At 58.3% G+C, this 13,286-nt stretch carries 13 protein-coding genes; 10 read left to right on the top strand and 3 right to left on the bottom strand.

Going from position 1 to position 13,286, the window contains the following annotated elements; all coding sequences use genetic code 11:
• Nucleotides 1-151 precede the first annotated feature (151 nt).
• From W930_RS0123540 to W930_RS28660, 5 genes are all read left to right on the top strand, one after another.
• On the top strand, nt 152-1,213 hold the full coding sequence (locus tag W930_RS0123540) for an alcohol dehydrogenase (RefSeq protein WP_023872378.1): 1,062 nt from the start codon (nt 152-154) through the stop codon (nt 1,211-1,213).
• A 78-nt stretch (nt 1,214-1,291) separates the two neighbouring features.
• Nucleotides 1,292-2,686: an OmpP1/FadL family transporter gene (locus tag W930_RS0123535; RefSeq protein ID WP_023594110.1), complete on the top strand. Its 1,395-nt coding sequence runs from the start codon at nt 1,292-1,294 to the stop codon at nt 2,684-2,686.
• Between the two features lie 172 nt (nt 2,687-2,858).
• Nucleotides 2,859-3,068, top strand: a complete 210-nt coding sequence (locus W930_RS0123530; RefSeq protein ID WP_023594109.1) for a hypothetical protein — start codon at nt 2,859-2,861, stop codon at nt 3,066-3,068.
• 99 nt (nt 3,069-3,167) lie between these two features.
• A complete protein-coding gene (locus W930_RS0123525; protein ID WP_023594108.1) occupies nt 3,168-3,998 on the top strand; it encodes an alpha/beta fold hydrolase in 831 nt (276 codons plus the stop codon).
• Nucleotides 3,999-4,177: 179 nt separating this feature from the next.
• Nucleotides 4,178-6,022: a sigma-54-dependent Fis family transcriptional regulator gene (locus W930_RS28660; RefSeq protein ID WP_023594107.1), complete on the top strand. Its 1,845-nt coding sequence runs from the start codon at nt 4,178-4,180 to the stop codon at nt 6,020-6,022.
• Nucleotides 6,023-6,177: 155 nt separating this feature from the next.
• Here the strand turns inward: W930_RS28660 and W930_RS30285 are convergent, their stop codons facing one another.
• Together W930_RS30285 and W930_RS28650 are read right to left on the bottom strand one after the other, a co-directional pair.
• Nucleotides 6,178-6,666 (bottom strand): transposase, encoded by a 489-nt coding sequence (locus tag W930_RS30285; RefSeq protein WP_023594106.1) that lies wholly within the window; start codon nt 6,664-6,666, stop codon nt 6,178-6,180.
• A gap of 333 nt (nt 6,667-6,999) precedes the next feature.
• Nucleotides 7,000-8,126, bottom strand: a protein-coding gene (locus tag W930_RS28650; RefSeq protein WP_144347206.1) for an IS3 family transposase whose coding sequence is annotated in 2 segments (ribosomal slippage) — nt 7,000-7,886 and nt 7,886-8,126 — 1,128 coding nt in all. Because the reading frame shifts where the segments join, the coding sequence is not laid out codon by codon here.
• A gap of 141 nt (nt 8,127-8,267) precedes the next feature.
• Here W930_RS28650 and W930_RS28645 point away from each other — a divergent pair.
• The 5 genes from W930_RS28645 (at nt 8,268) to W930_RS0123470 (ending at nt 12,041) form a co-directional block, all read left to right on the top strand.
• Nucleotides 8,268-8,510 (top strand): hypothetical protein, encoded by a 243-nt coding sequence (locus W930_RS28645; RefSeq protein ID WP_023872380.1) that lies wholly within the window; start codon nt 8,268-8,270, stop codon nt 8,508-8,510.
• Nucleotides 8,511-8,645: 135 nt separating this feature from the next.
• Nucleotides 8,646-9,239 carry a helix-turn-helix domain-containing protein gene (locus W930_RS28640; RefSeq protein WP_023594104.1) on the top strand — a complete coding sequence of 198 codons (594 nt, stop codon included), beginning with the start codon at nt 8,646-8,648 and terminating at the stop codon, nt 9,237-9,239.
• Between the two features lie 38 nt (nt 9,240-9,277).
• Nucleotides 9,278-10,726, top strand: coding sequence for a site-specific integrase (locus W930_RS0123480; protein WP_023594103.1), 1,449 nt, complete (start codon nt 9,278-9,280; stop codon nt 10,724-10,726).
• The gene (locus W930_RS0123475) at nt 10,723-11,322 is read left to right on the top strand and encodes a hypothetical protein (RefSeq protein ID WP_023594102.1); all 600 of its coding nucleotides are present in this window, start codon (nt 10,723-10,725) and stop codon (nt 11,320-11,322) included. Before W930_RS0123480 ends, W930_RS0123475 begins: the two co-directional genes overlap by 4 nt.
• A gap of 149 nt (nt 11,323-11,471) precedes the next feature.
• Nucleotides 11,472-12,041, top strand: coding sequence for a hypothetical protein (locus tag W930_RS0123470; protein WP_226233999.1), 570 nt, complete (start codon nt 11,472-11,474; stop codon nt 12,039-12,041).
• 526 nt (nt 12,042-12,567) lie between these two features.
• Here W930_RS0123470 and W930_RS0123465 read toward each other — a convergent pair.
• The coding region (locus W930_RS0123465; protein WP_028731361.1) for a tyrosine-type recombinase/integrase at nt 12,568-13,286 on the bottom strand (719 nt) is incomplete at its 5' end.

Raw genomic sequence — 13,286 nt, 5'->3', positions numbered from 1 at the left:
GCTTGATTTTTGAGACCGCCGATTCTTGTTGCCCCAACTTTTTCGGAGTTGGGGTTCAAGATTTTCCTTTAAGTATGAAGAGGGGTTGAGACATCAGGATACGGGAAGGTGAAAGCACAACTTATGCTAACTAATCTATAAGGACTACAAAATGAAAGCCGCAGTCTATTACGGTCTGCAGGATATTCGCTGTACGGATATTCCAGACCCCGTCATTCGCGCCGACCACGAAATGCTAGTCAAAGTAACGGCCACATCGATATGTGGCTCCGATTTGCACCTTTACCGGGGCGCGCTTGATGAAATCATGGAAAAAGGCAAGTCCCAAACAGGTCATGAGTTGATCGGCGAAGTCGTGGAGGTCGGTAAGAGCGTCGGGCGCTTCAAGCAGGGGGATCGCGTCAGTATGGGGTACTCAGTCTCATGCGGCCACTGCTACATGTGCGAGGTTGGGCAGACCGCACATTGTGAGACTACCAAAAACGCAGTCTATGGATTCGGCATACCTTTCGGCAGCATCAATGGAACTCATGCGGAGGCCCTGATCGTCCCTCACGCGGATGGTCACGCGATGAATGTGCCGAAGGGAATTCCCGATGAAGCGGCGGTTACGCTTTCCTGCAACCTGCCGTCGGCAATCATCGCCAACCGCCTGGCCGATATCCAGGTCGGGGAGAATGTTGCACTGGTGGGCTGCGGGCCGACGGGAATGATGACTCTCGATATCGCGCTGCACAGGGGGCCAGGGCGCGTGGTTGTACTCGATAAGGTTGCCCATCGTCTTGACGTGGTGCGCAAAAAGGGGGGCGTGGCGATTGATGCGAACCAGGAAGACTGGAAAGAAAAAGCACTGGCAGAAACCGGCGGACGTGGCTTTGACAAAGTGATCGAGGTGGTCGGTTATCCCGAAACCCTACAGATGTGCCTCGATCTGGTTCGCCCCGGCGGAACGGTTGCCGCGATCGGCGTTTTCTGCGACTCAACTTTCAATCTGAATTTGGCCGATGTGTTTCTGCGCAATATCAGCTTGCACATGAATGGCTTCGCTAACGCCCAGCCCTACATGTGGGAGGCATTGCGGCTGATGGAGCGTGGTGTGATCAATCCGCAAGAGTACTTTTCACACGCGTTCGAACTTGCTGATGTCGACAAGGCATTCTCGGTCTTTCATCAGAAATCGGACAGCGCAATGAAGGTACTGATCCGGCCATAAAGCTGCTTCGACGTAAAGCGAGGGTGAGCGCGAGAACGCTCATACCATTATTAGAAAAAATCTGGTAAGGAGACGAAATTGAAGATCAATCAGAGTTGTGTCGCTGTGCGGGTGATCGTGGGTTTTTCGGTCGCGCTATTTGCGGCGGGCACTGCGAAGGCTACTGACGTATTCAATCTGGAGGGCTATGGACCTGTGTCCCGGGCCATGGGGGGAACAGGCGTGGCGTACGACATTGGCGCGGCCGCCATGATGGAGAACCCCGCGACGCTGGGCTTGATGGAGCAGGGGACCTATCTAGATTTCGGGCTGGATGTCATCAACACCGATATCAACGTACGGAACGCCGCCACCGGTGAATCAGTTTCTTCTGGCAATCATGGAAATAACAACGGCCCCTATTTTGCGCCGCAGTTTGCCTTTGTTTATCGACAACGAAACTATGCCATAGGGCTCGGTGCTTTCGCCGAAGGTGGTCTAGGCACCCAATATGGGGGGAGTAGCTTTCTCTCGCATACGTCAACCAATAACCTTGATACAGGCCTCGACAATTTCTCACGGTTGCTCGTCTTACGTATCCCGTTTGCGGCAGCGTACAAGGTTACTGATCGATTGACGGTTGGCGGGTCGGTAGATGCAGTATGGACATCGTTAAACCTTGGACTCCTGCTTGATACGTCTCAAATTGGGAGCCTTGCGTCCCAAAGGCGTATTTCCGGCACGTTGGTCCCATCACTGCTTAGCGTACCGGGCCTTTCTGGAGGGTACTTCAATTTCTCGCACAGTGGGATCGTTGGAGGTGGGACAGATGCCTGGGGCGTAGGCGGAAAACTGGGGCTTACCTATCAGCTCGCACCCAATACTCGAATCGGTATCGCTTACAACTTCAAAACCCATGTGGGGGATCTTACAGGCGGTGCCAACTTAACGGCGGTCAGTTCAGTAGCAGGGAACATCCCTTTGAACGGCAATATCCGTATTCGGGATTTCGAGATGCCCGCGCAGCTTTCTATCGGAATCAATCACAAATTCAACGACCAACTTTCCGTCTCGGCGGAATATCAGCGGGTGTTTTGGGCCGACGCGTTTAAGAATATAAACGTCGGCTTTGTGCAAAACGGGACCGGGGCGAATCTTAACGTCCTGCTGCCGCAAAACTATCGGGACATTAATGTGTTTGCGCTTGGGGCGGAATATCGCTACAACGAGAAGTGGACGTTTCGGGGTGGCTTTCAGTACGCTCAGGAAGCCATCCCGAACAATACACTGCTTGCCGTTGTGCCGGCTATTCCGACAACTCATTTGAGTGGTGGAGTTTCATACGCCTTTAGCAAAGACGATGTTCTTAGTTTTGCATTATCGGTTGCGTTGCAAAAGACGCTATCAAACAGCAGCGAGCCGAACACGTCGGTGCCGATCCAAGTGACGCATTCGCAAGTCAATGCAGTTATGAATTACCAAAAACGTTTTTAGTGTCCTGAATTTGACGCTCGTAGAAGGGAAACGGAAGCGGACGCTCGTGCAATGAGATCTACGCGAAAATCCGCTAGCTGTTCAGGGAGTGGTGCTCCGCCCAACGGGCGCGGTTCTTGCGTAAGTCGCATTGCGCAGATGTCTGCTCCGAGTCATCAGAGGTCGACAAACTATGTTTGACGAGTCAAATATACTGACGCTCGGGGATGCAAAGCACCTGCAGGCGTGGACGAACGCCTGGTTTGAGGCGGCCGTCGAACTGGGTTTTATCCGGTGGCCCTATGTGCCCGACAAAGAAGTCGTCAAGCGTTTGCATGGCTACTTCAATGCAGGGTTGATGCCAATGGAAGCCGCCCAAGCATGCTTTGCGCCGAAACATTGAGAAAGATCGACGATGGTTCAACCAAGAAAAATCATACGAAGTTGTTCAGGAAAATTAAGTTGTTGCCGGTTGCCAGATACTAGACATACGGAGTTGAAAATGTCGGATTCTTTAGAAATTGCGAATACAGTCACTGCAAATGGTATAAAAACCAATTATCACGATTGTGGTCAGGGAGTGCCTGTTCTTTTGATTCATGGATCGGGCCCTGGAGTAACCGCATGGGCGAACTGGCGCCTCACAATCCCTGAACTCGCGAAGCAGTTTCGCGTCATCGCGCCGGACATGGTGGGCTTTGGATATACCGAGCGGCCGGTGGGTATCCGGTATGACATGGATACCTGGGTCGGGCATGCGCTCGGGTTGCTGGATGCGCTTGGCATTGACAAGGCTCACGTGGTGGGCAACTCTTTCGGAGGGGCTCTGGCCTTGGCGCTGGCCATCCGGGCGCCCGAAAGAGTGCGCCGATTGGTCCTCATGGGCAGCGTGGGTATCTCCTTCCCGATAACGGAGGGGTTGGACAAGGTTTGGGGCTACGTTCCGTCAATCGACAACATGCGAGAGTTGCTCGATGTTTTCGCGTTCGACCGCAATCTCGTAAATGACGACCTCGCTCGCCTGCGTTATGAGGCAAGCATCCGGCCGAACTTTCAGGAAGCGTTTTCAAGTATGTTTCCGGCACCGCGCCAGCGTTGGGTGGACGCTATGGCGAGCCGGGAGGAGGACGTCGGCTCGCTTCCGCACGAGACACTCATCATCCATGGGCGCGAAGACCAGGTCATCCCGCTGTCCAATTCCTATACACTGCTCAGACTGATTCCACGGGCGCAGCTGCACGTGTTCGGCCGCTGTGGCCATTGGACGCAGATTGAACATGGAGAGCGATTTAACCGGTTGGTCGGTGACTTCTTCTCGGAAGAGGCGCTTTAAGCCTCCGCGCGGAGGCCTTTGGGGGGTGGCGTTCAAGTGACGCCAACGGCATGTGGCAACGAACGGTCCCCCAATTAGGTTTTCGTTCCAGGCAGGTTTACGCACCCGGTGAGAGCGTGCGAGACGATGAACTTTTAAGAAAGAGCCCTGACTGGCGATCTCTTGAGGAGGGGACAGACATGAAGGAGGAGAAAGGGAAAGCGGGAGAAATAGACAGAGGAATACCGCTTTTCGTGCCAGATGTAGTGGCTGATCTGCATTTTCCGGACATTCGGGATCTGGCGGAACGGCTTCGTTTCAATCCTGCGGACGGTCGCATCTGGCTCGACGATCGTCGAATGGTCTTGATCCATACGGACGCGTTTGCTTCACTGCGACAGGAACTCATCGAAGCTTTAGGTATCGATGCTGCGCGCGGATTGCTGACCCGCATGGGATATCTATCGGGTTCTCGGGATGCCGCGCTCGCACGAAAGGTTCGCGGGCAAGACAGCGCATTTGACGCCTTCGCGGTGGGTCCTCAACTTCACGCCCTGGAAGGCATCGTCCTGGTAGAACCTGTCAGAGTCGATATCGACAGCACCACCGGTCAGTATTACGGGGAATTTCTGTGGAAAGACTCGTCCGAGGATGAGGCTCACATATCCGTGTACGGCATCGGCTCCGAACCAGCCTGCTGGATGCAGATTGGCTACGCGTGCGGCTACACGAGCGCTTTCATGGGCCGGCGTATTCTATACCGGGAAGTCGAATGCCGCGCGATGGGCAATACGTTATGTCGAATCATTGGAAAGCCCGTGGAGGAGTGGGACGCCCCCGATGCGGACCTTCGGTATATGCTGCCACAATCTCTGGAGAAACGTCGCTTTGTCGCGTTGAAAAGTTCAGGGCCAGCCCCGACTGACTCTACAGATCATGAGTGTGTGCCTTGCAAGCCTGACGAAGTGCCTGTCAAAGAAGGACCAATAGGCGCGTCTGCTGGATTCAACGCAGTGATGCACAAAATATTCAGAGTGGCTCCCACTAGTGCAACCGTTTTACTGATGGGTGAGAGCGGCGTGGGCAAAAGCCTGTTTGCTCGGGAACTGCACAACAGAAGTTCGCGTGTAGGGAAACCATTCGTTGAATTAAATTGTGCAGCTATTCCCGATTCGCTGATTGAATCGGAGCTTTTTGGTGCGGAGCGAGGGGCATTCACCGGCGCATCCGATGCCCGCGTTGGGCGTTTCGAAAGCGCAAACGAAGGGACCATTTTTTTGGATGAGATTGGCACTCTCAGTCTAACCGCTCAAGCGAAGCTATTGAGAGTTTTGCAAACGGGGGAGATGGAGCGCCTCGGGAGTTCAAAGACGGTTAAGGTAAATGTTCGGGTAATTACTGCGACTAATGACAATCTCAAACAGGCGATAAAAAGCGGGCGTTTTCGTGAGGATCTTTTCTACCGGCTGAATGTATTTCCAATTTCTATTCCACCTTTGCGTGAAAGAAAGGATGATATCCCGGTTTTGCTGGAATTTTTCATAAAGAAATTTTCAAGAAGGCATGGTCGGCCCCTCAAGGGCTTATCCAATCGTGCGCTTCATCTATTGCTGGATTACTCGTGGCCCGGGAATATCCGTGAGATGGAGAATGTGCTCGAACGTGGCGTTATCCTCGCCGAGGAAGGCGGTACGCTCGATGTATGCCACTTGTTTAGTAGCGATGACACCGTGGAATGTAAGGGTGCTTTTGGTTTAAGCGACCTTGGGTCGCTTGTCCTCGATTCCATATCGACGAGCGCTCCCCCCGAGACGATCCGCAAGAGCGGAGAAGCCCCGGAGGGGCTCGAGGATTGGGCAGCGCTTGCTGTACAGATGAACAAAGCGACACTTTGCGAGGTCGAAGATGCGCTCGTACGCGCGGCACTCAAAGCCGCGAACGGGAACATATCAGAAGCCGCACGTCTTCTCGGATTGACACGCGCGCAACTCGACTACCGTGTCAAGAAGTTGAACAATTCAATGCCAATCTCGACGGAGAAGTAGAGAGCGCAAAGCACCAGCGTTTGGGATCAACTGAAGCGCTCCGGGTTCGTCGGAGACCGCCGAGTTTGGCGCTACGCCGCGCGTGCGGGCAACGCCTGATTCCGATTGTAAGGGCTTTGTTCGGGAGGTTAGGGGCGCTGGTGGTGCAGACGCAATTAGGCTTTTTTAACGCACCTCGCCTGACCAAATGCATTCCATTGATTGATCAGGTTGGCGATAGCGCGGCCTTCCTGAGTTTGTGACGCGATGCGACGCGTCAGCAGCGTGTCGCCGATGCAGCGCTTAATGCGCGAAAATTGCGCCTCAACGCGAGCGCGCAGGCCATAGCCATATTTGTTCTGGAATGCATACTGTCCCTTCTCTTTCAGATAACGCACAAGTTGATCGTGCCAACGATTTTGCTTCGCGTCATCGACCGCATCGGCCTTGGGAGGAATCACCGGCACGACGCCGCTGGCGAGCAGTTGTTCATTGCGCTCGATCTGGTAATACGCCGTATCGGCAATGAGTCGATCGATCTTACCGACTTGCGGCAACAGCAAATCGAGGCCGCTACTGTCTCCAGTTGTTACGGCCCGCGCAATTTGAGGTCGGACAGGGGGCGTTTGTCTCGCGTACATCGAGAGCGATTTTTTGGACTTCACCGCGCAGAGCGCGAGACACGAGGAGCGTAAAGAAGGCCGGAACTGCCGTGATATCGTGAGACGGGTTACGAAGCCACTCACGAATCAACAACAGCCCGGCCTATGGATCGAATCGTACACGCCTTCCTTACCCTCGAACAACATCTACGCGCCGTCGTCTCGACGCCGCAATCCTACCGGCCCAGTCATTGCCCGCATTGCGGCTTCGGTGGCCTCTGGGGCCACGGCTTCTACAGCCGCAAGGCCGACCACAGCAGCGGCGCTAAACTCAACCCGCTACCCGTGCCGCGCTTTCGCTGCCTGTCGTGCAATCGCACTGACCTGCCCCCGGTTTTAGTCCGAACTGCAGTTAGAGTCCGAGGTTAAAAACTGCTGTTTTGCATCGTGCGCCTGAGCGAACTGCACGGGCGTCAGATAGTCGAGTGAACTATGAGGCCGCTCGGTGTTGTACTCGATACGCCATTCCTCAATCAGCCGCCTGGCGTGGCGCATTGAGACGAACCAGTGCTCGTTCAGGCATTCATCGCGGAACCGCCCGTTGAAGCTCTCGATATAGGCATTCTCCACCGGCTTGCCAGGCCGGATGAACGACAGCGTGACACCGGCTTCGTAGGCCCATGCATCCAGCACCTTACCAGCGAACTCCGGCCCGTTGTCGACCGTGATGGATGCGGGTAAGCCTCGCATCTCCCTGAGCCGCTCGAGCACTTGCTGCACGCGTAGGCCCGGCAATGAAGTATCGACCTCGATGGCCAGGCACTCGCGTGTGTAGTCGTCGACCACGTTCAGGCATCGAAACCGCCGACCATAGGCCAGCCCGTCAGAAACGAAGTCCATCGACCAGCTCTGATTCGGGCCTGTTGGTACCGGAAGCGGCGTGCGCTCGACAGCCGCAATACGCTTGCGTCGCCGCTTAGGCACACTCAGTCCCGCCTTGCTGTACAGGCGCCAGATGCGCTTGTGGTTGGCCAGGCAGCCATCCCGCTGCAACAGCACGTGAATCCGGCGATAGCCGTAACGGCGCTTCTGCGCAGCGATGGCCATCATCCGGCCAGTCAGCGCTTCGTCGTCAACCCGGCGGCGTGATTCGTAGTGAAACAGCGAGCGCGAAATCCCTACCAGCCCGCAGGCCCGGGTAACACCCATGGCGCGTTCGGTCATCAATATCCGGACCGCTTCGCGCCTGGCCTGCGGGCTTGCTACTTTCGGGCCAGCAGGTCCTTCAGCGCGGCGTTGTCGAGCATTGATTCGGCCAACAGGCGCTTGAGCTTGTTGTTCTCCTGCTCCAGTTCCTTCAGGCGCTGCGCTTCGGAGACCGTCATCCCGCCGAACTTCGCTTTCCAGTTGTAGTAGGTCGCTTCCGATATGCCGTACTTGCGGCACAGCTCCGCCGGCTTCAGGCCAGCCTCGGCTTCCTTCAAGATGCCGATGATTTGTTCTTCGGTGAATCGCTTTTTCATTGCCGTTCCTCTCTGGAACGGACTCTACACCGTCACCGTACTAAACGCGGGGAGCAGGTCAGCACCTGTTCGCGTTTGCCGCGGTGCATCTGCCCCCGCCGCTGGTATGCCTGGGCGCTGCAGCAACTGGTTCTTTCGCTGATGCTCTTCGGCCTGTCGCTGCGTTGCGCCGCAGCCGTAACCGGGCTCAGCCGTCATACCGTGCGTCGCTGGTGGGCCTGGTTGCGCGAGCGCACGCAGGACTTCGCCTTCCACCTGCGCAGCCGTTTCCCCGAGCTCGGCCGCACCGAGGGCGTCGCCACTTTCTGGCGGGCCTGCTTGAGCCTGATGCCATTGGATAAGGCCATGGCGTGGCTCGATCGCGACGGCCTGATCGTCCCGTGATCCGTTGATCCTGGCGCGTCGCGAGACAGCCGGCTTCGCGTTTTTTCCGGGTGCCCACACAGTTTGGCCACTTCCGCCGCCATCGGAACGGCGATTTCATGTCACTTCCTCAACTGAACGAAGGAATTTGACGACATGAACCCCATTGACGAGATGGCGCTGTTCCGTCTGGGCGTGCTCGGCCCGCTTGTCAGCCGCGGCGAACTCGCCCGTGGTGAACTCGCTCGCCTCATGCACCAGATCGCCCAGCAGGAGTACGCCATTCCCGGCTCCCGACGCCGCCACATCAGCGAGAAGACGCTGCGCGTCTGGTACGACCTCTGGCGTCGCGACGGCGTCACAGGACTCGCCAGCAAGCCTCGCAATGACCGCGGCGCGTCGAAACTGCCCGAGGCGGTGCAGCTCGCCGTGATCGCCGCCAAGCGCGAGAACCCACGCCGCTCGATCCGTCAGTTGCGCCTGCTGCTCGAGGGCGCCGGCGTCGTGCCGCGCGATTCGCTCTCCAAGAGCGCCGTACACCGCCTGCTCAAGACCCACGGCCTTTCGCGTATCGCCGGTCCCGCTGTCGTGCCCGACGAGAAGCGCAGCTTCGTCGCCGAGCACGCGGGTTCGATCTGGTATGGCGATGTGTTGCACGGTCCGACGCTGTCGCTCAATGGCCGGCGGCGCAAGACCTATCTTGTATGCGCAAGCCAGGAACGATTTCATGATACTCGCAGGTCGTGTTAAAGCGGACACCCGCACAAACACAGCAGAGGATCTGCACGATGACGACAAGACGAACGACCATCCGGCAACTGCCGCTGACCGAGGTCGTTGACCGCGACACACCCGGCGCGACGCCGGTCAGTATCACCACCCCCGAGGGCGGCACCATCTATCACACGGTCCCGCTCGCAGACCCCGACACCGGCAGGCGGCGCTCCGCCCGCCCGCAATGGGTTGCAGGCACCTTTTCTCTTTTCCCTGTTGTCCGACTCGCTGACGGCGCGCCGTGGGCCGAGGCGAACCTCTGGCTCATCGATATGATGGAGTCGAAGTCGTCGCCGAACATGCTGACCTTCGCCAGCATCGCTGACGATCTGGTGGCGTTCCGTCGTTATCTGGATGACGAATGCATCGACTGGCTGGTGTTCCCCGCGAACAAGAGGCAACGTCCGACTTACCGCTATAGCGCATCGATCAGGCTGGCCGTGCAGGCAGGCGAACTGTCCCCGGGCGTCGCAAGGCGTCGTATGGGCATTGTGGTGCGCTTCTATCGCTGGCTCATGACCGAGGCAGGTTTCAAACCCGCGAACGCGCCGTGGGTCGAATCTGACCGTTTCATCGAGTTCAAGGACCAGAAGGGCTTCAGCAGCGTGATCGCGGTCAAGACCACTGACCTGTCGATCAGTGGTCGGCGCGCAGAGGACCCGTGGGACGATCGCATTCAGGACGGCGGTCGCCTGCGTCCGCTCCCCTCTTCCGAGCAATCAGTGCTGCTTGAATCGTTGGCCGCTCTCGGCAACACCGAGATGACGCTCGTCCATCTTTTCGCGCTGTTGACGGGCGCCCGCATCCAGACGGTACTGACCTTGCGTGCGAAACACGTGATGCGCAAGCCGGGCGAGTTTCACGGCGACGACATCCGTCTTGCCTGCGGGCCGGGTACGGGCATCGACACGAAGGGCGGTGTCAAGGGCGTGTTGCACCTGCCGCGCGCTTTCTATGAGCGGCTGTACATCTATGTACTCAGCGATCGTGCGTGCAAGCGTCGCGAGATGGCAGACGGCGGCGATCACCCCGACCAGCCGCTCTTCCTGAGCCATCGCGGTGCGTCGCTCTACGAGGATCGCGCGTCGCGCGGCCCGCTCAGCACGGGCCCGCAGGGGCGCCGCCACGTCAAGACCGGGCAGGCCGTGCGTCAGTTCATCAGGGACGAACTGTTGCCCATGATGCGCGTGCAGCTCGGCAATCCGAGATACGAGTTCAGCTTCCACGACCTGCGTGCCACCTTCGGGCTGAACATGGTCGACGCGATGACAGCGAATGAGATGAAGTACACGCGGGCGCTCGACCAGTTGCGGCAGTTGATGTGGCACGTACAACCGTCTACGACCGAGCGCTACCTCGCTTTCCGCGAGCACTGCAAGCTCTTCGACGCTGTGCAGGACGGCTGGGGAGCGCACCTGTCGACGCTGGTCGCGCGCACCCTCGACACTGTGGAGGCACTATGAGCCGCCAGTACGAGGATGTGCGCATGCCGCTCGCGGAGGGCACGACGCTGCTGCACCCCGAGCGCGTGCTGCTCAGGTGGGAAGGCATGAGGGGGCGTTCCGATATCGGGCAGATCTGCTATCTGACGCGTGACACGTCGAGCCGGAAGCGCACGCGACGCAATTTCGACCCAACAAGCTTCTGCAGCGAACGCGCCAGGGTCGTACGTCTGCTGGTGACCCAGCTTTCCAGGCGTATGGCCCCTGGCACGATGCGTCCGGCGACGATCTCCATATATTTGCGCGTCGTGCTTGAGTTCGTCAACTGGGCCGACAGGCAGGGATTGCATCAGGCGCTTTGTGATGAGAAGGCTACCGCCGAGGCTGTTCATCGCTACTTCCGTGAGAAGCGCGAGCAGGTCTCGCTGGGCAACCTGAAGCGCAATTCCGTCGGCACCAGTCAGCGTTATCTGTTGTCGATGCTACGTGAGCTCTTCAGAAACGACGACTTCTGCGCCGATGCGAGGTCGCTACGCCGTCAACCGGATGCATCTGTGCCGACTGCTGTCCCTGATGCCGAGGCACAGGCCGCCCTGCTCGCGTGGGCTGACGCGTGAGCGTGAGCACGTAAATCGATGGGAATTCGGGGCGTTTTGAGCAGCTTGCGTGATGTAGCGGAGGGGGCCTCCCTCAGGCATCTTGCACAAACGACGCCCAAGGGAGAGTCTCGTGTCTGCCAAGAACCGAGACTTCCAGAGTGTGCCACGTGAGTGCCCGCGATCCCAACTTCTATCACCTGCTGTTACGTATCGATCAGGACTACGCCGAACAGACCCGCGCGCAGCGTTGTCGCTGCGGTGGCGTACTCCATAGCGCCCGCTACCCGCGCAAGCCGCGCGGAATTTCATACGAAGCCCGCCGCCACTGCGAGTTCCGCTACAGCTTCTGCTGCGCCAACTGTCGCCGTCGTACCACGCCATTCTCGGTGCGCTTTCTCGGCCGGCGCGTCTACACCGCCGCAATCATGATTGTCGTCAGCGCCATGCGTGCGAGCGCCGGTACGGCCGCGGCAATGCGCCAGCTTGATGCGCTGGGCGTGCCGCCCTCGACGATCGCGCGATGGCGGGACTGGTGGATGACCGGGTTTGTCGGCACACCGTTCTGGGCGCTCGGACGGGCGGCGTTCGTGCCGCCCGTCGAGACCGCACAGGTGCCGGCAAGCCTGCTCGAGCGCTTCGCTACCACGCAGCCTGCCGAGCCATTGCCATGCCTGCTGCGCTGGCTCTCACCGCTCACCAGCAGCAGCGCCGTGAGCACCCTGCGTGAGGGACGGTAACCGCCCGCAGAACTTGTCGCTCGCCCCCCTCGGACTGCGCCGGTAGTCTCGCCTCTCCCCCGAATCGCGGCGCGGTGCGCCGCATCCCTGGAGAGAGCATGACTGAACTTCACGATTTACCCCTGCGGGATCGTTGGGCGCGCCTGCGCTTTGCGGTCGTGGGCCCCTTGCTGGCAGCACCGCCTGAACCCGGGCCCGTTTCTGCTTTAGCGACGGGCAAACTCTGGACGCCGTATCGCGATGCTTGTTTAGCAGATACTGCACGCCATGGACAGTGAGGCGTTCTCCCCTTGCGCTGGGAAACAGCACATCACCGTCACCGCGCTGCGGTTCTCGCAGCCACGCTTTCAATACGGCGAGCGTAGATTTGGCGATGGGCGTACAGCGTTCTTTTCGATCATGCAAATATTTGCATGACCGAAATTATGCCGATCTCGGGAATATGCGCAGTTCCGCGCCGCGGAGACTCGTTTGTCTCTCTGCGATGGGCTATGCATGGCGGGTCCGTGGTGTGAACTGCGCATAATTACAGGCTTTCAAGGAACTGCATCAGGCGATCGGGCGGTCGATATCGCGGGATCTTGCTGTGAGGTGGCTGCAAAGTATTGAGCGCGCGCTCCTTCATCGCCAGGTCGGCCTCGACGTACATGTGAGTCGTGGCTGGGCTTTCGTGTCCGAGCCACAGCGCAATGACGCTGAGGTCAACGCCTGATTGCAGCAGATGCGTCCCGGTCGAATGCCGGATGACATGCGGAGAAACGGGATGGCTTGATAGTTGGGGACATTGCCCGGTGGCCGTCCGCACGGCGAGCTTGAGCCGATCCGTTACGTTAGAGCGCGTCATCGGATTGCCCGAGCGATTGGGAAACAGCATCTGCTCGGGTGACGCCCCGATGCGTGGCAACCAGCTTCTGATTAGGCTCGCTGTCGAGCGCCACAGAGGTACGGTGCGCCGCTTCCGACCTTTGCCGTGGATATGGGCACAGGGCGCTTTATCCAGGACGACGTCGCCCACCCGCAGACCGATCAGTTCGGAAACGCGTGCGCCAGTGTTGTAAAGAGTTGCAAACAGTACCCGGTCCCGCTGCCCGCACCAGGTGTTGAGGTCAGGCGCGGCGAGTAGCGCCTCGATCTCATCACGCGACAGGTGGCCGACGAGCGGTCTGTCGAAGCGTTTCATCGGAATGGCCAGAGTGCTTTGGATAACAGCCAGTGCAGAAATGTCCTTAAGAGACCGTTTCAAAA

Source organism: Pandoraea sp. E26 (assembly GCF_000681415.1).
GTDB lineage: Bacteria > Pseudomonadota > Gammaproteobacteria > Burkholderiales > Burkholderiaceae > Pandoraea > Pandoraea pnomenusa.
This window is presented reverse-complemented; position numbering and strand designations above follow the sequence as displayed.